The sequence below is a fragment of the Clostridium saudiense genome (assembly GCF_000577815.1).
GTDB lineage: Bacteria > Bacillota > Clostridia > Clostridiales > Clostridiaceae > Clostridium > Clostridium saudiense.
The window spans coordinates 35,392-56,601 of sequence record NZ_CBYM010000023.1; the positions used below are offsets into that span (position 1 = coordinate 35,392).

Below are 21,210 nucleotides of genomic sequence, written 5' to 3' on the forward strand. Positions count from 1 at the left end.
AATTATATCATATAACAACAATTAAAAACATAAAATGCTTCAAACCTTTGTAATTTTTCTGCAAAATATCACTTATTTTTCCAATACATATTATTTATTTTAAAATATGTAATCTTTTAAGTAAAGAAAATAAATTAAAATAATAAATTTTACATAAAAAAGAGAACCTCTTTAAAGGTTCCCTTTTAGTCCGCACCAGTTCCACTCTCAACAGGTATATTTAATTCTTGACTACTTCCTTCAGTAGTACCTAAATCCTCTGTACCCTCATTTGTAGCTTCTTTATCAGCTTCAGCTCCTTGTTTGTTATCTGCTGGAGCTCCAACAACATATTTTTGGAACGTTGCTGATGTAGATGCGTAATTCGGATTAATTTGTAATAATTCATCCTTAAAATAAGCTTCATATATAGCTTTATGAACAAATGCACTATTAGCTCCTCTATTACCATCATAAATAGTAGAGAATATTGCAATTTTAGGATTATCCATTGGTGCAAAACTAATATAGTTTGCATATGCCTTTCTTCCTTGGTAATCATATTGTTCTTGTGTACCAAAGTCAGCTGTACCAGTTTTACCTGCAACTTCTATAGGGAAATTAGCAAATAATGCATAGTTAGTTGCATTTGAAGGTGATGTATTAACTCTTCTCATCCCTTCTTTTATAGCTTGTAGAACATCTGCCGGAATATCTATTTGATCTAATACCTCAGGAGTGTATTCTTGAATAACTTCTCCATCAGGTGATGTTATTTTATCAACTATCGATACCTTATATCTTGTTCCACCATTAGCTAAAGTCGCAACATAATTTGCCATTTGTAATGGTGTAAATGCATTCATACTTTGCCCAATACCATCTTGAACTATATTTATTGGAGATCTTATTTCAGAACTTTGGTTAACAATAAAATAAGAAATTGCATTTGATACTATTTTAGCCTGTTCATTAACAACTTTTTCAGAATACTCTAAACCTGCATTAGCTAAATTTTCTTTATATCTATCTGATACATTCATTATTTCTTTAACTGTATCAATTATGCTATTGGCATATTCTGTTTGCCCACTAACTTGCTCATTAGTTCCAACCTTTAATAAAGTTTCTTTAATATTATTTTTCAAATTAGTTTTTAATGTTTTTAATTCATCTGAATCAGTACTAATATCCTTTATATCAAAAGGTACAAAGAAATAAGAGTTTTCATAATTACCTGCTTCAAGCGCTGGTACTATAGTATATTTTGCATTTTCTGATAGACTCTTTTTCCATGAAACAAAATTATATGTTTGCCCAAAGTTTTCATAAATTTGAATTCCAGTTGAGGCACTTTTCCCTTGTTCTGCCCCTAGTCCAAATCTCCATGCATAACGAGCAATAGAATCAAGTGCATTAACATCTGCACCATTTTTTATATATAATCTAATTGCAGTTTCATAAAAGAAATAATTCGAAGAAACTTCTAGCGCTTTTCTAACATCTGTAATTCCATGACCTGTCTTTTGGAAGTTTTCAAGTGTTTGACTACCTGTATACTCACTACTCCAAATACCAACGTCATTAACAGTATCTGTTTCACTTATTGCTCCATCCATTAATCCTGCTACAGCTGTTAATGGCTTAAATGTTGATCCAGGTGGTACAAATCCTTGTGTTGCATAATTAAGCATTGATCTTGGATATAAATCATACTTATCAGTTCTTACTCCATCATCATTAACTGGGAAAAGCTCATCTAGCGTTCCAGTCGCTCCAGTACTTTGAATATGTTGTGTTCCGAAGCTCTCATAATCCGGATTAAAGTATTCATTATATTTCTCTGTAGTTAATTCACTTGGAATTGCAAAATCATTAGGGTCAAAATATGGATAACTTGCCATTGCAATTACCCTTCCAGTATTAACTTCTATCGCAACTACAGCCCCTCTATTTGCACTTGCTAAACCTTCTGACTGTAATGTAAGTATCTGATCTTCTAATGCTGCTTGAGCTGCATATTGAACATCCTTATCTATTGTTAAATGAACATTATTTCCTTGATAAGACTCTAATTTAAATAGTTCTTCTGTTGTTCTTCCTTGAGAATTTACTTTTACAGTAGTTCCGCCTTTTGTACCTTTTAATTGATCTTCAAAAGCTGATTCTATTCCAGATACACCAATTAAGTCAGTTGATACATCATATCCCCTTAGTTCATAACTTTCACTTTGAGAACTACTAATAGTAGAAACATATCCAACTACAGCTGATGCTAACGTTCCATATGGATAATATCTAACTGGTTTTAATGTAACATTAATACCTGGCAAATCATTTAATTGTTGATATACTATAAATGCAGTATCTCTATTAATATTATTTGCTATAGTAATATTAGAGTACCCACTAAAACTTCCCATCTTTATAGCATCTTTTATAACAATGTATCTTCTAATATCTTGAATTGAATATTCTTTTAATAAATCATCTAAAACTTCCTTACCAGTAGCATTTTTATACTTCTTTGCTAGTTCACTAGCTTGATCTGTTGTATATCCATCTGGTAATAACAATTTATATAAATCATATGATTTTACAAGATAATAGAATGTGTCTTCTGCCGAGATTTCCATAAGCCTATCGTTAACTTCATTTATTTGATCATCTGTATAATCTCCCTCTTGATCCTCAAAAAGTTTCTTTTCTATATCTTCATTTAACCCTCTATCACGTTTAAATCTTATTTCTAATGTTCTTTTAGCCGACTCACTATCTGCCTTAAACTGAAAATATATTTTGCCATTTTCATCAACCTTAAGTGCTAAATCATCCTGGAATTCTTCTCCATTTTCTTCCAAAATTTCAAATATCTTGTCCATAGTTTTGTAAAAAGCCTTGGTTGATTCAACTGTTTCCATATATGTTAATGCATATGTTTGTTTGTTAGTCGCTATTACGTTTCCATCAGAATCATAAATATTTCCTCTTGGTGCTTCCTCAGAAAGAAATTTAGTTGAACTTACATCAGCCTTTTCTTTATAATCATCATGCTTATAAACTTGTAAATATAATAACTTTGCTACTATAGTGCCCATAATTATAAACATAATTATATATAAAACAGAGTATCTAGAATTCTTTTTCTTTTTTTTAGGTTTATTTACTATCATTAAAACCTCCATGTATTTCTATCTAAATATTTATCTAGCATATTTAAAATAAATCTATAGAAAAGCATCATACAAATAGTATTTAATACTGCCGATAATAAAGCAACTTTCATATCAATACTTATAGCAAATAATTTAAATATTATAACTACCCCTAAAACCTTTAAAGTAGAAATAAATAACGCTATTAAAATTGGAACAATTCTATTTTCTTTAAATATACTTTCTCCAATTTTAGCACATAAAAGGCATAATAAAGTGTTTAAAAATAAATTAACTCCAAATCCTGAAAAGAAAAATAAATCCTGAAGAAATCCACTTACTATTCCAATAAAAAGTGCTTCATTTTTACCTCTAATAACTGAATATGCCATAGCAAATACAAATAAAAGACTTGGAAAGGCACCTGCAATTGAATAACTAGGTAATAAAGTATTATCTATAATCAATAATAACACTAATATAATTATTAAATATATCCTCTTCATAGTTCTATTCTCCAATATCAACCTTTTCTTTTGGAACAACAACAAACAATTCTTCAAGCTTATTGAAGTCCACATATGGTTTAACTACAGCTCTTTTCATAATCCCCACATTATCTACTTCTACTGAAATAACTTCTCCAATTCTAATTTCCTTAGGATACATTTCCCCTAATCCAGAAGTTAATATTTTATCTCCTTCTTTAATTGCAGACTCAATTGGAATATTAGATAGTTCTGTTAAATTTTTATTTTTACTATCTGTTATACCTTGTAGAATCCCAGTTGTTTCATCAGTACTTTCAACCATAGCTGCTACTGCAATATTTTCATTTAAAATAGTTTGAACAATAGCAAAACTTGAAGATGCCTTTGTTACTTTTCCAACTAAACCAGCAGGTGTTATTACCACCATGTCCTTTTCAACGCCATCTTTTGTTCCTTTATCGATTATATATCCATTAGATATATTTCCTCCACTATAGCCAATAATATTACATCCTAAATAATCATAATTGGCATTATTTTGTGAATAATCGAACATTTCTCTTAATCTTGTATTTTCATCTTTCATTCTTTCGTATTCTATTAATTTATTTTCAAGTTCAGCATTTTTTGCTGTAAGTTCTTCATTTTCTTTTTTTACATTAGAAAAATTAATAAAAAAGTCAAAAGAACCTTTTACTTTTTCATTTACTGTATAAACAATCTTTTGTAATGGACTAATAACACCACCAACACCACTAGATATAATATTTGAATTACCCTTTATACTTAATACAATTATTCCCAAAAAGGCAACTGACAGTACCACTATAGTTACTGCCAGTTTGTTTTTAAAAGGTTTCATTATTGACCTCTTTGAGTTTTACTTAATTCATCAAAATTATCTAGTGCTTTACCTGCACCTAAAACAACGCAATCTAATGGTGTTTCAGCAATGTGAACAGGCATATTTGTTTCGTGGTTTATTAATTTATCTAATCCTTTTAATAAAGCTCCTCCACCAGCTAGCATTATTCCCTTTTCCATTATATCCGCAGATAATTCAGGCGGAGTCTTTTCTAAAGTAGTTTTAATAGACTCAATAATTGCATAAACTGGTTCTTTTAATGCTTCTCTTATTTGATCCTCAGTTATTGTTACTATCTTTGGAAGTCCTGTTATCATATCTCTTCCTTTAATATCCATTGAGGCATTTTCTTCATCAATCTTATAAGCTGAACCTAATTCCATCTTAATTTGTTCAGCAGTTCTTTCCCCTATCATTAAGCTAAATTCTTTTTTAACATAAGCTATTATTGCCTGATCTAATTCATCTCCAGCAACTCTTAATGATTTGCTCGTTACTATTCCTCCTAAAGAAATAATAGCAACTTCTGTAGTTCCACCACCAATATCAACAATCATGCTACCTGTTGGCTCTCCAACTGGAAGTCCTGCCCCAATTGCTGCTGCCATTGGTTCTTCCATTAAAACTACATCTCTTGCTCCTGCAAATTTAGCTGCTTCTTCTATAGCTCTTCTTTCAACTTCAGTAACACCAGATGGATAACATACTATAATTCTTGGGCTTGTAAACGCACTTTTGCTTGTTACTTTTTCAATTAACTTTTTAAGCATAGTTTGTGCAACCTCAAAATCTGCAATTACACCATCTTTAAGTGGTCTTATTGCTACAATGTTACCTGGTGTTCTACCTATCATAAGCTTTGCTTCTTGCCCAACCGCTAATGGTTTTCTTGTATTACTATTTATCGCTACAACTGAAGGTTCGCTTAATACTATTCCTTTCCCCTTTACGAAAACAAGTGTATTAGCTGTTCCTAAATCTATTCCCATGTCTTTATTACTACTGAAAAATCCCATATGAATTCCCCTTTCGATTATATAATTCCTTTTTCTTTTAAACTAACATATTTATTATTACCAATTATGATATGATCTAACAATCCAATTCCTATAATATTTCCGCATTCCTTTAATCTAATGGTGATATCAATATCTTCCTTACTAGGACTGGGATCTCCTGATGGATGATTGTGACAAACTATTACATTTGCACTTCCCCTTTGAATTGCTTCTTTAAAAACTTCTCTTGGATGAACTATAGATGAGTTCAATGTTCCCTTAAATATGTCTTTAGTTCCTATCACAATATTTTTTGTATTTAATAAAATTAACTTAAATACTTCTTGCTTTAAATTAACCATTTCATTAATTAATAATGATGCAATATCCTTTGGTGATGAAATTTTAATCATCTCTTTTTGAGATTTAAAAGTTCTAATCCTATTAACTAACTCCATCATGGCAATTATTTGGCAAGCTTTCACTTTTTTAATACCTTTAATTTTACTTGCTTCCTCATAACTTACATTTAAAAGTCCGTCTAATCCATCAAGCTCAGCAAGTAATCTACTGCTTAAAGCTATGACATTTTCACCTTTTGTACCTGTTCTTAATAATATAGCTAAAAGCTCCTCATTAGATAAAGTATCAACTCCAAATTGAAGTAACTTCTCCATAGGTCTCTCATTTAATGGTATATCATTTACTCTAATATTATTCGTCATAAATACTCCTTATAAGTAATAATATACCCATTCCCCCTAATTATAAAACATTCTTTATCATCTTGTTTAACAAGTTTAATGGCAATCCAACTACGTTATAGTAACAACCATTTATTTTTTCAACAAATACGCCACCATATCCTTGAATTCCATAAGCTCCTGCTTTATCTAAACATTCTCCTGTGTCTATGTATCTCCATATTTCCTCATCTGAAAGCTCTGAAAAATAAACTTCTGTGTAAAGACATTCACTTTTCATTACTTGCTTTTCATTGTTAATAACTGTAACACCTGAATAAACCCTATGAACATTATTACTTAATAATTTAAGCATCCTAAATGCATCATCTTTATCCTTCGGTTTTCCAAGTATATTATCATCTATAACAACAATTGTATCTGCCCCTATTATTATAGAATCATTAGTACAATTTAATGCTACTGATTTAGCTTTTCCTTCTGCGAGTGTTTTAACATATTTTTCAATGTCTTTACTAACCTCTACTGTCCCCTCATCAAAGTCACTAATCTTTACTTCAAAATCACTTATTATCCTTGATAATAATTCTTTCCTACGATCTGAAGCAGATGCTAATATAAACTTCAAACATATCACATCCTACAGTTATTTATTATTTATTATTCCCAATTAAACGCTAGTCTTACACTTGACTTTAAAATTTAATTTAAACATAATAAAAAAAGAGGTAAAACACTTGCCACCTATCTTTTTTCTAATATAGTTTATCACTTAATAGATGTTCAAACAAGCACTTTCCTCTTTTTATATATGAATTTTTTGTAGAATATTATATATATTCCCTTAAGATTTTCTTAATTTTTTTACAATTATTGATATTTAATGTCATTATTTTTTTAATTAACTAAAACTCAATAAAATTTTGTATAAATATTGCATTTCGTTTGCTACATCTTCTTTCTTTATTTCAGCTGCCATATCATTAACATGATTTTTTAATTCAGTTAATACATCATTCTTATCACCTTCACTTATTACATCAAGTCCTTTAACCCAACTCTTAAAATCAGATGTATCTACTGATTTTACATCATCCTTAAATGCTGTATCTAATATATTTAAGTATCCATTATAAATTCCTGCAATTTGACTTTGTACTTTATCATTTGAATTTAAATCAAATGATACTTTAGCACAATCTATACCACTACTAGTTAAAGTATCCATTATTGATTGTCCTTCTGCTGTTGTATATACTCCAGCTAACACTTTAAACTTATCTGACTCATTATATATAAAGGCTCCATATCCATTCGCTATTTTGTTATATGCCTCTTTTGCGTTATCCTCATTAGCAAAATACCCACATTGAATTGCCATAAAACTTGTATTTATACTTCCTTGTACATTTTCTTGACCTTCTGTACTATTATCAACTGCACTACTAGCTTGAACATCTTCACTGTTATCAGCTGCATTTTCAGCTTCGCTATTATCAATATTTTCACTTTGATTTACCGCTTCAGAATTTGCTTGAGTTTCACTAGCATCATTTAATGGTAAAAAATGAATAATTATATTAGCAAGCATTATCCCAACAATTACAACAAATACACTCATAGCTAAAAATGATAATATAGTTTTTGCAAGTCCACTATTTTTTTTAGTTTTCTTATAGTTATACCTTGTATACCTCACTTTCTCATCCACCCCATCTCTAACTTTCTTAAACTTTTACTTATTACATTACAATATATTCATTATTTATCTTATATATACATAACAAAAAACTTTTAATTCCCATACTAGTTTGTAAATTAAATTGTTTAAATTCAATCTTTTACTTATACTGTACTAAAAATATTTTTTCATAATAATAAAAAATAAAGGCCTAGTTAACTATACTGTGCCAAATAGACACCTTATAATTAACAAGCCTTCATTAAAATAGATTTTAAAATAGAAATTTTTTAAATAGAAATCTAATGATTTTTTATTATCTTATTTCTTTTAATATTCCTAATAAATATTCATAACAATTTTTAACTGATGAAATACTCATATGTTCATCTGGAGTATGTACATCATAAAGATTTGGTCCAAAACTTATCATATCTAAATTTCCAAGTTTTTCATTAAACAATCCACATTCAACCCCTGCATGGATAGCAACAATTTTTGCTTCTTTTCCATACATATCTTTATGAACCTTTTGGCATATATCTCTAACTTTTGAATTAGGATCATATTCCCATCCTGGATAATCAGATGTAGTTTCAAATTTTCCACCTAAAAGTTCTACTATAGTCTTACTTCTTAAAACTATTTCTTCTTTTAATGAAGGAATTGAACTTCTAATTGCTGAATCAAATTCTACCACTCCATCTTTTGTAGTTAGTACTCCTAAATTAGTTGAACTTTCTACTAATCCTTCAATTTCTGTACTCTTAGTATTAATACCATTTGGATAAATGTATAATAAATCTACAACTTTCTTTGTACTTTCATCAGTAAACTCTTTGCATGTTTTAATATCAGTTATTGATGCTTCAATTTTTAATCCTGGATCTTGTGCTCTTAACTCATTTTCAATAATATTATTCCAATTATTTATTACTTCTATTGCAGTATTCTCATCATTAGGATTAACAGCTATTATTGCTTCTGCTTCTCTAGGTATAGCATTATTTTTAGATCCTCCATTTAAACTAACAAGATTAAATTTCACTTCTCTTAATAATCCTTTAAGTACTCTTCCTAATATTTTATTAGAATTTCCTCTTTCCTTAATTATATCCATACCAGAGTGACCGCCTTTTAACCCTGATATATTAATTTTTATTAATTTTTTACTACCAATCTCTTGCTCATCTACTTTTAAAGTAGCTGTGCTTCTTACTCCTCCTGCACAACTAACTAAAAGATATCCTTCTTCTTCATTATCAAGATTGATTAAAATCTTTCCTTGTAAATTTTCTTTTTTTATTGCCATTGCACCTGACATTCCTGTTTCTTCATCTGTAGTTAATAATACTTCTATTGGCGGATGTGGAATGTCATTTGAAGCTAATATAGCCATTGCATAAGCTACTGCTATCCCATTGTCTGCTCCTAATGTAGTATCTGTTGCATATATATAATCATCAACTATTCTTAATTTTAATGGATCTTTTTCAAAATCATGCTCTACCCCATTATTTTTTTCACACACCATATCCATATGACCTTGAATAATTACTGTTGGTGCATTCTCATATCCTGGCGTACCTGGTTTCTTTATAATAACATTTAATGCTTCATCTTGTATGCTTTCAAGACCTAATTCTTTACCAAAATTCAACAAGTAATCACTTATTCCTTTTTCATTTCCTGATCCTCTTGGAATATTAGAAATCTCTTCAAAATATTGAAAAACCGCTTTTGGTTCTAAATTTTGTAAAATCTTCATTTTTACGTCTCCTTACTGTTTAATTATGTTAAAATAATTATATATCAATTAGTGCAACATAATCTATATAGAACAAATATATTTTATTATTTTATTATTTTATAATTTTTATTTTTGATAAAGTGAGGTGTTTTTATGCAAAAAACTAAAATGATTTTCACAATTGGACCAGCAAGTGATAATGAAGAAACATTAACACAATTTATTAAAATTGGTATGAATGTGGCTAGATTAAACTTTTCTCACGGAACACATGAAACTCATAAAGAAAAAATAGACTTAATAAAGAAAATAAGAACTAATCTCAATACTCCTACTGCAATAATGCTTGATATTAAAGGACCTAAAATAAGAACTCATAATTTTATAAATGATGGAGTTGAATTAAAGGCAAATCAAATATTTGCCTTCAAATGTGGTACAGAAATAACAGGTAATACACAAGAATGTTCTATCTCATATTCCGAATTATATAAGGATGTAAATATTGGAGGAACTATACTAGTCGATGATGGATTAATTAACTTTGAAATTATTGATATAAACGGAAAAGATATAATATGTAAAGTATTAAACGATGGAGTTATCAAAAATCATAAAGGAGTTAATGTTCCTAATGTTAGTATTAATTTACCTTCTGTAACTGAAAAAGATAAAGATGACTTAGTTTTTGGATGTAAGATGGGCGTAGATTTTGTAGCAGCCTCTTTTATTAGAAAAGCTTCAGATATTAAAGAAATAAGAGACCTTCTTAACAAAAATAACGGTAAAAATATTCAAATTATAGCTAAAATAGAAAGTCAAGAAGGTGTAAATAACATTGATTCTATTTTAGAAGTAGCTGATGGAATAATGGTTGCTAGAGGTGACATGGGTGTTGAAATTCCAATAGAAAAAGTTCCTATTATTCAAAAGAAAATCATAAAGAAATGTAATGAAGCTGGAAAAATAGTAATTACAGCAACTCAAATGCTTGATTCAATGATAAGAAACTCTTTACCTACTAGAGCTGAGGCTTGCGATATTTGTAATGCTATTTTTGATGGAACGGATGCAATTATGTTAAGTGGTGAAAGTGCTAGCGGACAATATCCAATCGAAGCAGCTAATACTATGTCTAAAATAGCTAAAGAAACTGAACTTCATTTAGATTATAATTATTTAAATCAACGTTTAAAAGAACCTGCAATGTATGACTTTGCTGAAGCTATTAGTTATTCTACTTGTAGAACTTCTAATGTTCTTAATGCTAAAGCAATTGTTGCAGCAACTAACTCTGGCGCAACAGCAAAACTTGTTTCTAAGTATAAGCCAAAATGCCCTATAATAGCTATTACTCCTCATGAGGAAGTAATGCGTGGATTAAGCTTAAATTTTGGTGTTTATCCAGTCTTATGTCAAGAATTTGCAACTACTGATGACATTTTAAATGAATCAAAGAAGATTGTAGCAGAATTGAACTTAGCAGATAAAGGTGATGACATTATTGTTGCTGCCGGTATGCCAACAAATTATACTGGTGGAACCAACATGCTTAAAATCGAAAAACTTTAGATACTTAATGGAATAACGAAAAAAGTAATGATTTTATGAAAGGGAGGATATAAATTCTTAACGAAAATTATACTAACTCCTGTAGATAATATCATTACTTTTTCTTTTTCACGTTTACCCGTAATTAATTGAATAATCCGCTGAATAGATCTCCTAGTGTAACATCACCATCGTTATCATTGTATTGTAAGTATTCATTTGATCTTTCAACAGCATCTTTAATACTTAAAGAAATTCTCTTGTTTTCTTTATTAACATCAAGAACCTTAACTTTAACCATTTGTCCCACTTCAAGAACATCTGAAGGTTTAGCTATATTTTCATCAGTAATTTCATTGATGTGGACTAACCCTTCAACACCTGGGAATAATTCTACAAATGCACCAAAAGACATAAACTTAACTACTTTACCTTCTAATACATCTCCAGCTTTTATACTATCAGCATGTACCTTCCATGGTTCTTTATCTACATCTTTTAATATTAGTGAAACTCTTTCATGTTCAGCATCTACATCACCTACAAATACTGTAACCTTATCGCCTTCACTAACTACATCTTCAACCCTTTTTACTCTTTCCCAAGCTAAATCATTAATGTGAATTAATCCAGTTATTCCTCCAATATCTACAATAGCACCAGCCTTTATTATCTTCTTAACTGTACCTTCTCTTTTTTCACCACTTTTAACATTTTTCCAAAGTTCTCTCTTCTTTGCATTGTAAGCTTCTTCTTCTAAAATTCTTCTTGAAGCAACAACCTTTCTGTTTCTTAAATCTAATTCTGTTAATCTTACTTCAATTTCTTTTCCTAATAAAGTTTTAAGATCTATTCTTTCTCTTGAAGCTAAAGAAGCTGGTATAAATACTCTAATAGATCCATAGTAAGCAACTAATCCACCTTTAACCTCTTCTTTAACAACAACCTTTATAGTTTCTTCTTTATCAAAAGCTTTCTTTAAATCTTCTTTTTCAGTTATTTGAAGTGCTCTTAATCTAGAAAGTTGAACATATCCTTCTCCATCATTTGGTGAAATAACGTATACATCTAATATATCACCTGGTTTAACAACATCAACTGGTGAAATATCTCCAATAACTAACTCTTCCTTAGCTATTACACCATCGAATGCATAATTAATATTAACTGTAGCTTCCTTATCATTAACATCTATAATTTGACCTTTTAATATATCTCCTGAATTAATTCTTTTTACATCAAATTCTTTTAAAAGATCTCCCATTGAATTCTCATTTAATTCAACTGACATAACTAATCACTCCTTTGTAAAAACTTTTCACATTTAATTTTAAGTCAACAGTAAATTTTATACAAGCAAAACAAGAAAAAAGCCATTTTGATTATATAATATGCCCCCTTCATAATAACAGTTTTTTTATTCTAACTGTCTACTATAAAGAGAGCATATTTAAAATTTCGATTCTCACTTTATTATATTAATTTTTTATATTATAGTAATTTCTTTTCTTTCTTAATGGCATTGTAACAATAATTTATTATGTCACTTCTTTTTATTATTCCAATAAATATGCCTTCATCATCAACTACTGGAACAAAGTTTTGAGTAGTTGCTAATCTAATAATACTTTCAACATCAGCATTAATCGAAACACTTTTATGTTTTGTTCTTATAGCTATTTCACTTACTTTAACATTTTCAGTATTTTTAAAATTAAGATTAGCTGTATTTTTTAACTTCCATAATAAATCACCTTCAGTTAAAGTTCCTACATACTTTCCTTGCTTGTCTATTAATGGTATTGCCGTGTAACCATGATGCTCCATTCTCTCAATTACTTGTCTCATGGTTGCATCTATATATTCATAAATAACCTCACTTTTAGGAGTTAAAAGAAATGCAATATTCATATCTTCTGTCCTTTCCTTTAAATCTTACTTCTCTTACATTTTATCATATATAAAATCTAAATGTTATATGACATCAAACTTTTAATAATTTATTTATTTATTTTATTCATAATTAATTATAAACTTTATTTTTTAACTTATTTTCATATCTTAAATAATCATATTCATCTATAACAGTAGCAACTTCCTTATAAATTTCTTCACCACATAAGCTTTTCTTTACTATAAGTTCATCTAAAACTCTGCTATTACACTTAGAACAAGTTCCTAATGATATAAATCTCCATCCAACTATACTAAAAGGATAATCAACTTCTAACTTTTTTTTACATTTTGGACATATTTGATTTATCTTTTCGTAATTTAATTCAACCCCTTCTAATGATCTTACCTCTAAAGCTGGCATTTTAAAAATATCTTCTACTATATAATTTTTCACTGCTCGTGAATTATACATATTTTTAAATACATGTGCTGTATAAATGCAATCATTTAAAGCATCATGTAATAAATCTTCATTTACTTTTATTTTTAATGCTTTAAGAGCATTTTTTAAGCTTAATGATTTCCTATATCCAAGTATTTTAGTTACATACTCTTGAATATCTAAGTAATTATCTATCCAACTTAAATCATCATATCCATAGTAATTTGCATTTCTTATTATTTCTGCAATATCATCTTTTGCCCATGAGCAAATAATATCTCCTTCATCAACCATTTCCTTTAATTTATTAATACCTTCAACAAATCCTACTCCATTTTCTAAATCCTTAATATTAATTTTAGTTATTTCTAAAATTTTAGGATTTATAATTGGAATAACAGATGGTTTTATATATACCTTTAGTTCTTCACACGGCTGCATATGTGCATCTAACTTCACTGCACCTATTTCTATTATTTCATTATCTAATTCTAAATTTTTCAGTCCTGGATTATCATTATAAACATTCGGTATACATTTATGTATACCACTTAGGTTATTAAACTCTAAATCAATTATTATAAAAGCCACCCTTATTCCCCCACTCTCTTTACTCTTCTATATCAATACCTGCTAACTTCATTAAATGCTTTGCATTTTGAGTTTCACTCATACCTCTTCTAAGCACATAATCAAAATTTATTTTATTATTCTTATAATATTCTCTAAAATTATAATTAACTAACCAGCTTTTTTCATTTTCTAAATCACATAACTCTAAATCATGTGTTGATACTAATCCTACACCTTGAAGTTTTACAAGCTGTTCAATTAAAATCCTTGCACCATCATGCCTATCTTGTGAATTAGTTCCTTTAAATATTTCATCTAATAAGAAAAATACCTTTTCTCCATTTTTAGCCGCTTCTATAACTAATTTTATTCTTAATATCTCAGCATAAAATGATGATATATTCTCATCTAAATTGTCTTGAGTTCTCATACAAGTATAAATATTGCTTATTCCGCACTTAAATCCTTTTGAAAAAGTAGGTAATCCTAAATAAGTAAGTACCATATTAAACCCTATAGTTCTTAAAAAAGTACTCTTTCCTGACATGTTTGATCCAGTAATTAATGCAACCTTCTCACTTCCCTTAAGGTTAAAATTATTAGCCTTTGCTCTTTCTCCTAATAAAGGATGTGCTAATTCAATAGCTTCAATTTCATTAATTCCTGAAATAGTTGGATAAGTCCATTCTTCATGCTCAAATGATATTGTAGAAAGACTTACAAGCGCTTCTACTTCCCCCATGTCTTCAAGCCACTTTTCTAGCTTATATCCATTTTTAATTCTCCACTCCTGTAAATTACTTAAAATAAAAATATCACTCATAAAAAATACATTTATTAATAAATAATAGGCATTTGAAGTACTATCCCCTAACCAAGAAATAATATTTTTTAATTTTTTCATTTCATTCTTACAATTAATATTTGAGCTTACTAAATCTTTTTGAATATCCAATAGCTTTTTAGATTGAAAGTTTTCATCTTGTATAATTGAAAGCAATTTACTGTATTTTTCTATCCCTCTCTTATTATTTATAAAAATATCAATTACATCACTTAATTTTTTAGTAAACAATTTAATAACTAAGTAATTAATAACTAAATCTAATATTAAATAGGAAATAGATAATCGTCCAATGATAGTTAAAAATAATATTATGCATGTAATTGCAATAAATATATACGATATATATTTAACTGTAAAATTATTTTTCTCTTCATTTGAAGCCCAATCTAATAATTCTTTAAGCTTTTCTTTTTTCTTACTTTCTATACTTGCTTCAAAATAAATCTTTTCACAAAATTCTCTTTTGTTAGCTAATTCTTTAATTGCTTCTTGCTCTTCTTCTATTTCATACCTAGTCGGTAACGAATTCATTATCATCTTACTTGCAAGTTTTTTTCTTCCAAATGTAGTCTTAGTCAAATTAATCCATTGAAATAAGGAGTTTTTACCAAATATATCTAAATCACTTGAAAATTTATGATTTCTATCAATAAATTCTTCACCTATATCACTAAATTCTTTCCAAGTATTATCCAATCTCTTTAACCCTTTTTCATTATACTCTAATATAACTAGTAATCTTTTTTTAGAATTTATTCGTTCATTATGGAAAAATGCAACTATTATAAATAATATTAAGGAAATTAAAAAACTACCTCCAACTGCCTCCATACTATTTTGTTTATAAAAATAATACATCATTCCAATACATAAAATAACAATCATAAATCTTAATGTTGAAAAAACTAACAGGTTTTTCTCTAATTTTGCTAATTTTTCTTTAACACTTTTTATATTATCATTGTAATAATTTAATGCTTTTCCCATTCTTGATACCTCTTAAAATAATTCTATAATCAATAGTTTAGACTATTTTTCCCATTTAATCCATAATAATTTATTGATTACTACTTATAACTTAATATATTTATGTTCAATGCTATTTTTTCTAGCTATATTTTCTTCTCTTCTTTGACAAGTGAATAAAATACATTGCTCAAAGTTTTCTTTTACTAAATACTTAATAGTCTTTTCTATACGCATATCATCATATTGAACAAATGCATCATCTAAATATATAGGGACATTTTTATTCTTAAATATCATTTCTATAAAAGCTAGCCTTAAAGATAAATATAATTGATCATTTGCACCATTACTTAATATCTCTGCTGGTAATATGTTATTATCAGCTTTCACCTTCATCTCATAGGTATCTGATACCATAACATCATTGTATTTGTTATTAGTCAATTCTTTAAAAGAATACATAACATTTTTATTAAGAATAGGTCCAAAGCTTCCTCTTATCTCATTATAAACTTCATTTAATATTTCACTGGTAATATTACTAGCTTTAAGCTGATTCTCATATTCTGCTATATAACTTTCAACCTCTTTGATTTCTTCTTCAATAGTTGGAATATCTCTCTTGCCATTAAATCTATTTTTTATTTCATTTTCTATATCTTTTATTTTCTTTTCAACCTCTACAAATCTTATATTCTTTTCTCTAATAACATCATCTATTTCATCTTCATTTTCATAAGAATAATCAAAATTTATATTTATTACATCACTTAACTCTTCCTTTATTGCTTCAATATCCTTTCCTCTTGTTAATACTGAATATGCTTCTTCAACTGATGCAAGACTTTTATTTATTTCATCTCTTTTTCTTAACTTATTCTCTAATTCTTTAATAATTTCATCAACATCAACTAAATTTACATTATTAAATCCTATGGAACTTAAACTTTTATTTAATTTTTCTTCTCTGATTAATAATTGTTCCTTCGTTCTATTTAAACTATTCTTTAAATTGCTTAGTTCAATTTCTAAATTAGTAAACCCTTTGGATAACTCCTTATATTTATAAATCTCAGAAATTAATTTTTCTAAGCTATTTAATGATGAAATTCTTAAATACTCTTCTATCTCACTATTTACTTCTTCATGCTCACGTAAAGCTTTATCCAATGATAGCAATTTCTTCTGAGTTAATTTTTCACTCATCTTACTATTAATCTTTTCTTGTAAGCTTAAATAATCATCATAAACCTTTAATTTTTTTAATAATTCTGTATAGTTACTAACATTTAATTTATTACAATATTTATTTAATTCAGCTTCAATTTTTCTAATACTTTCATTTAATTGATGAGTTGTTTTGTTTTTTTCTGATCCTAATTTACTACTATATAAGTTAATACCTAAGAATCCCAGTATAACTATACCAATTGTATAAAATATAAACTCAAAAGGATTATTAATAAATATACCTAAAATAATACTTATTAATGATACTACCCCTAATAAAATTAAAAACCTTGTATTTTGTACAATAACTTCATTTTTATTTTCCATTATGAATTTTAAACTTTTAAGCTTATCTTCATATGTTGCAAATAGTTTTTCTATATCACTCTTAAAATTTTTAATTTCTATTGCTGAACCTATTAGCTTTTGAGCTTCTTTTTCCTTAACTTTTAAAAAGTTAATTTCACTTTCTATTGAATTATTTATTTCAACCTTTTCATTTAATAGCTCATTTTTTATTTTTAATGCTTCTAAATTACTTAATATATTTTCAGGTAAGTTCTCCATATAATAATAACTACGTAATGGAGCCTTTAAATCTATTAATTTCTCTTCTTTAATAGAAATCCTTTCCTCTTCTTCTTTAGTTATATCTAATAAATTTAAATACATAGTATATTCTTCTTTAAGATTTTCTATAAAATTATAATTTATTATTTCATCTTTAAAGGTTAATGATTTGTTTATTGATACTTCTTTATTTTTTAGATCTTCTTTCTTTTTAAAATACTCTGCTATTTCCTGATACTCTTTTTTTATTTTCGTCTTTTTCAAGTATTTTTTATATATTTCTAAATTAATAACTTCTTTATTTAAGTTTTTCTTTTCCTCATTTAACTGAATTAATTTTTCTTCATTATCTATATTATGATTTGATAATTTATAAGCTTCATATCTTTCACTAAGTAAATCACTATATTTATTTTTTAAACAATCAAGCTTTCCATTCTTTCTTACATTTGATATAGACTTTTTATATTTATCTAGCTTATTAAATGCCACATCTACAGATACTTGTCCTTCTTCAGTTCCTATTGAATTTGATAGTTTATCTAATATCTCTTCTTCTTTATCCTTTTTAACTGCTACCGCTAATTGTCCAATAAATAATGTATTTACAAATGTAGCTCTATTTATATTTAGAAAATACCTTCCTGGTTCATCTTTATTAATAAAGCTTATTTCTTCACCAGTAATAGCATCTATAATAATTGAAACATCGTCTTTTTTAGTTCTTCCAAATGTTCTTCGTATTATATACTCCTTATTTTCATGTAATATACTAAGTTCACCACTAATAGTTTCACCACTATTAGGTGTATATTTAATTCTTTCATTTAACTTATAATCCTTACCTTTATAAGAAGAAAAACCATACAACCAAACTTTTATGAATGCTTGAATAGTGCTTTTACCAGCTTCATTTTCTCCATATATTAAGTTTAATCCCTTATTAAAATTTATTTTTTTATTTTTAATTCCACCGAAAGCAATTATATTTACATTTTTAATAATCATTTAAATTCACCTCTTCTTCTGAGAGACATTGAATTCCTAATTTTAATGCAAGCCTTAATAAATCTTTTTCATCATCACTACTTGCTTCTTCTATCTTTTTCATTATTTTAGCTACAAACTTACCCTTTACAGAATAATCCTGACTTACCTGATCTAAATCTACTGCAATACTCGTAGTATTAACAATCTTTATATAGTAAAATTTCCCCTTTATCTTTTCACTCAATATCCTTTCATTTAAGGAAAAATGCTCTTTTATCTCCCCCTTTAAAATTATCTTATAAAAATTCTGCTTAAACTCTTCTGAATTTACCTCAGATAATATCTTTGATATCAATTCATCATAAGTATTAATATCGCTAATATCTATTTCTCGAGTTATATATTTTCTTTTACAAATAGGTTTAAAATAAAGTGATACTCCTCCACAGTATACATCTCCAATAATTACTCCCTTTTCTCCTTCTTCATCAAATCCCCGTCCTTGAGGGCAACCACTATATGCATAATAAGTGTTTCCTTCTTTAAGGATTCCCGAAAATTTATGTCTATGCCCTATTGCAATATAATCTAAACCTGATTTTCCTATTTCATTTAAATAAATTGGATTATATTCATTTTTGGAATTTCCTTTTTCAACCTCACCATGGATAACCATAATGTTTATTTTACTTCTATCTACATTAATTTCTTTTAATAAGCTTTCATGCTCATAGCTAGCATTAAATCCAGCACCCCAAACTACTAAATTTAATTCACTAACTTCTTTATACTCAAGTTCTCCTTTAAATATATAGACATTATCTGGCCAATTGACCATCTTATAAAATGATTTTTCATTATAAGGATCATGGTTTCCTGGTGAAATAAATACTTTAACCTTTTCTATTCTCTTTAGTTCATTTGCTATAAAAAATAAGGTATTCTTATTAACTGTTAAATTATCAAAAACATCTCCTGCAATAAGTAATACCTCTACATTTTCTTTTATGGTTAAATCTATTATATTTTTAAATACCTCTAATAGTTCTTCTTTACTATTTTCTGAAACTTCTTTTGTAAGCTCCTTAAAAGGTGTATCAAAATGCAAATCAGCACAATGTAAAATTTTAACTTGTTTCATACTATCACCCACTTTGCGAACTTCTGTTCATATTTTACCATTTTTATGGGCATAAGAAAAGAGTCACATTATCATAGAATTTCTACTCTAATGTAACTCTTCTCTTTTTTGAATGATAGTTTAATTTTCTGGTGGTATTTCACCCATAACAGTACTCACCCTCTCGAAGTATTGTTTCCTCTAATTCGTTAGCTTTGTACTCGTTAGTGGTTTTCTACTTTAATCCACTTTCGTATTGTTCTACCATTCTCTTAACCATTTCACCACCAACGGAACCACATTGTCTTGAAGTTAAATCACCATTGTAATCAGTGAATGGTACACCCATTTCTGCGGCAACTTCATTTTTGAATGCGCTTAATCCTTGTTTTGATTCTGGAACTAATGCTTTTGACATAATGAATTCCTCCTCTGGCTTCCGGTATTTTGTAAACATAACTTAAATTTATTTAAGTCGTATCTTGTTTACACTATTATATTAACCACTATGAATTTTTATATTACAAGTAAATAATACCTATAATTTATTAATTTGGATTTGTTTTAACTGTTTTCCTTATTACCAACTTTTTTCACTTTCTTAACTATAAAATCACGCACAATAGCTAATACCATTCCTATTTGAAATGATAATGAAACGGCAATAACTTGAAGATAATTAACCTTACTCATTTTATATACTATAAAAGTTTCAATTATCCACACTAAACTTGCCATTAACGATGCTTTCTTTCCACCTATTAATGAACAAAATATTATACTAAAAAATATTACTCCTTGTATTTGAACAAAACTCATTGATTCACCTCATATTAAAATAATTTATTTTAAGTTCTATCCAAATTACAATATTTTAATCATTATCGCTTTTACATAAAAGTCTAAACTTACATTGACCACATTTATAACTCTTTTGTGTTTTTTCAAAAACACTTTTTTCTTTCGGCTTATTTAAACTAATATCATCTAAATAATAATTTATAATTTTTAAATCATTATCAACTTTTGCTTTTATATACTCAATATCTTCGCTTTTAAATATAATTTCCTCAGAATGACCTTCTAATAAATATTCAACTCTCCCCTTAATTCGTGAATAATGAATATCATATTTTTTCATTACATACCATGCATAAACAAGTAATTGTTCTTTATCATCTTCAGAAGGTTTTCCCGTTTTCCAATCTACAATTACATAATAACCATCAGGACTTTTGTATAGTAAATCTATTTTTGAATAAACCTTTAAGCTATCATGGTTAAAACTACTAAATATATCTTCATCATTTTCGATAATTATAGTTTCATTATTTAATATTTCTTCAAAAGTTGTTGAAACATAGAAACTATTAACACATTGAATCAATCTTTCTTTTAA

At 27.7% G+C, this 21,210-nt stretch carries 18 protein-coding genes; 1 reads left to right on the top strand and 17 read right to left on the bottom strand.

Going from position 1 to position 21,210, the window contains the following annotated elements:
* Positions 1–185: 185 nt before the first annotated feature.
* From TY07_RS11440 to TY07_RS11475, 8 genes are all read right to left on the bottom strand, one after another.
* Positions 186–3,152 carry a penicillin-binding transpeptidase domain-containing protein gene (locus TY07_RS11440; RefSeq protein ID WP_042399796.1) on the bottom strand — a complete coding sequence of 989 codons (2,967 nt, stop codon included), beginning with the start codon at positions 3,150–3,152 and terminating at the stop codon, positions 186–188.
* Positions 3,152–3,640, bottom strand: a complete 489-nt coding sequence (mreD, locus tag TY07_RS11445; protein WP_042399799.1) for a rod shape-determining protein MreD — start codon at positions 3,638–3,640, stop codon at positions 3,152–3,154. The genes TY07_RS11440 and mreD overlap by 1 nt, the downstream gene beginning before the upstream one ends.
* Before the next feature lie 4 nt (positions 3,641–3,644).
* Positions 3,645–4,487: a rod shape-determining protein MreC gene (gene mreC / locus TY07_RS11450; protein WP_042399802.1), complete on the bottom strand. Its 843-nt coding sequence runs from the start codon at positions 4,485–4,487 to the stop codon at positions 3,645–3,647.
* Positions 4,487–5,506 (bottom strand): rod shape-determining protein, encoded by a 1,020-nt coding sequence (locus TY07_RS11455; RefSeq protein WP_042399805.1) that lies wholly within the window; start codon positions 5,504–5,506, stop codon positions 4,487–4,489. The genes mreC and TY07_RS11455 overlap by 1 nt, the downstream gene beginning before the upstream one ends.
* Positions 5,507–5,523: 17 nt before the next feature.
* Positions 5,524–6,213, bottom strand: coding sequence for a RadC family protein (gene radC / locus TY07_RS11460; protein ID WP_042399808.1), 690 nt, complete (start codon positions 6,211–6,213; stop codon positions 5,524–5,526).
* A 40-nt stretch (positions 6,214–6,253) separates the two neighbouring features.
* Positions 6,254–6,820 carry a Maf-like protein gene (locus TY07_RS11465; RefSeq protein ID WP_042399811.1) on the bottom strand — a complete coding sequence of 189 codons (567 nt, stop codon included), beginning with the start codon at positions 6,818–6,820 and terminating at the stop codon, positions 6,254–6,256.
* 273 nt (positions 6,821–7,093) lie between these two features.
* A complete protein-coding gene (locus TY07_RS17355) occupies positions 7,094–7,891 on the bottom strand; it encodes an SPOR domain-containing protein (protein WP_052330707.1) in 798 nt (265 codons plus the stop codon).
* Between the two features lie 298 nt (positions 7,892–8,189).
* Complete coding sequence (locus tag TY07_RS11475) at positions 8,190–9,641, bottom strand: aminoacyl-histidine dipeptidase (RefSeq protein ID WP_042399814.1); 1,452 nt, start codon at positions 9,639–9,641, stop codon at positions 8,190–8,192.
* Between the two features lie 135 nt (positions 9,642–9,776).
* Between TY07_RS11475 and pyk the strand changes: the two genes are divergently transcribed.
* Positions 9,777–11,195 (top strand): pyruvate kinase, encoded by a 1,419-nt coding sequence (gene pyk, locus TY07_RS11480; RefSeq protein WP_042399818.1) that lies wholly within the window; start codon positions 9,777–9,779, stop codon positions 11,193–11,195.
* 124 nt (positions 11,196–11,319) lie between these two features.
* Here the strand turns inward: pyk and rpsA are convergent, their stop codons facing one another.
* The 9 genes from rpsA to TY07_RS11525 all read right to left on the bottom strand — a co-directional run.
* Entirely contained in the window at positions 11,320–12,465 is a 1,146-nt protein-coding gene (rpsA, locus tag TY07_RS11485) for a 30S ribosomal protein S1 (protein ID WP_042399819.1), read from the bottom strand.
* Between the two features lie 200 nt (positions 12,466–12,665).
* On the bottom strand, positions 12,666–13,085 hold the full coding sequence (locus TY07_RS11490) for a CBS domain-containing protein (RefSeq protein ID WP_042399821.1): 420 nt from the start codon (positions 13,083–13,085) through the stop codon (positions 12,666–12,668).
* 112 nt (positions 13,086–13,197) lie between these two features.
* Entirely contained in the window at positions 13,198–14,103 is a 906-nt protein-coding gene (locus TY07_RS11495; RefSeq protein ID WP_042399824.1) for a 3'-5' exonuclease, read from the bottom strand.
* A 19-nt stretch (positions 14,104–14,122) separates the two neighbouring features.
* Positions 14,123–15,919 (bottom strand): MutS-related protein, encoded by a 1,797-nt coding sequence (locus TY07_RS11500; RefSeq protein ID WP_042399825.1) that lies wholly within the window; start codon positions 15,917–15,919, stop codon positions 14,123–14,125.
* 84 nt (positions 15,920–16,003) lie between these two features.
* A complete protein-coding gene (locus tag TY07_RS11505) occupies positions 16,004–18,709 on the bottom strand; it encodes an ATP-binding protein (protein ID WP_042399829.1) in 2,706 nt (901 codons plus the stop codon).
* Positions 18,699–19,832: a metallophosphoesterase family protein gene (locus TY07_RS11510; RefSeq protein ID WP_042399830.1), complete on the bottom strand. Its 1,134-nt coding sequence runs from the start codon at positions 19,830–19,832 to the stop codon at positions 18,699–18,701. Before TY07_RS11510 ends, TY07_RS11505 begins: the two co-directional genes overlap by 11 nt.
* Before the next feature lie 214 nt (positions 19,833–20,046).
* Positions 20,047–20,229 carry an alpha/beta-type small acid-soluble spore protein gene (locus TY07_RS11515; protein WP_042399833.1) on the bottom strand — a complete coding sequence of 61 codons (183 nt, stop codon included), beginning with the start codon at positions 20,227–20,229 and terminating at the stop codon, positions 20,047–20,049.
* Positions 20,230–20,375: 146 nt separating this feature from the next.
* Positions 20,376–20,630 carry a hypothetical protein gene (locus TY07_RS11520; RefSeq protein ID WP_042399836.1) on the bottom strand — a complete coding sequence of 85 codons (255 nt, stop codon included), beginning with the start codon at positions 20,628–20,630 and terminating at the stop codon, positions 20,376–20,378.
* Positions 20,631–20,685: 55 nt separating this feature from the next.
* The coding region (locus TY07_RS11525) for a PD-(D/E)XK nuclease family protein (RefSeq protein WP_157029181.1) at positions 20,686–21,210 on the bottom strand (525 nt) is incomplete at its 5' end.

Excerpts from the sequence above, each read along its gene's own strand:
- pyk (WP_042399818.1), top strand. The coding sequence starts at position 9,777 with ATGCAAAAAACTAAAATGATTTTCACAATTGGACCAGCAAGTGATAAT.
- mreD (WP_042399799.1), bottom strand. The coding sequence starts at position 3,640 with ATGAAGAGGATATATTTAATAATTATATTAGTGTTATTATTGATTATA.
- TY07_RS11475 (WP_042399814.1), bottom strand. The coding sequence starts at position 9,641 with ATGAAGATTTTACAAAATTTAGAACCAAAAGCGGTTTTTCAATATTTT.
- TY07_RS11515 (WP_042399833.1), bottom strand. The coding sequence starts at position 20,229 with ATGTCAAAAGCATTAGTTCCAGAATCAAAACAAGGATTAAGCGCATTC.
- TY07_RS11500 (WP_042399825.1), bottom strand. The coding sequence starts at position 15,919 with ATGGGAAAAGCATTAAATTATTACAATGATAATATAAAAAGTGTTAAA.
- radC (WP_042399808.1), bottom strand. The coding sequence starts at position 6,213 with ATGACGAATAATATTAGAGTAAATGATATACCATTAAATGAGAGACCT.
- TY07_RS11455 (WP_042399805.1), bottom strand. The coding sequence starts at position 5,506 with ATGGGATTTTTCAGTAGTAATAAAGACATGGGAATAGATTTAGGAACA.
- rpsA (WP_042399819.1), bottom strand. The coding sequence starts at position 12,465 with ATGTCAGTTGAATTAAATGAGAATTCAATGGGAGATCTTTTAAAAGAA.
- TY07_RS11490 (WP_042399821.1), bottom strand. The coding sequence starts at position 13,085 with ATGAATATTGCATTTCTTTTAACTCCTAAAAGTGAGGTTATTTATGAA.
- TY07_RS11505 (WP_042399829.1), bottom strand. The coding sequence starts at position 18,709 with ATGATTATTAAAAATGTAAATATAATTGCTTTCGGTGGAATTAAAAAT.
- mreC (WP_042399802.1), bottom strand. The coding sequence starts at position 4,487 with ATGAAACCTTTTAAAAACAAACTGGCAGTAACTATAGTGGTACTGTCA.
- TY07_RS11440 (WP_042399796.1), bottom strand. The coding sequence starts at position 3,152 with ATGATAGTAAATAAACCTAAAAAAAAGAAAAAGAATTCTAGATACTCT.
- TY07_RS11510 (WP_042399830.1), bottom strand. The coding sequence starts at position 19,832 with ATGAAACAAGTTAAAATTTTACATTGTGCTGATTTGCATTTTGATACA.
- TY07_RS11520 (WP_042399836.1), bottom strand. The coding sequence starts at position 20,630 with ATGAGTTTTGTTCAAATACAAGGAGTAATATTTTTTAGTATAATATTT.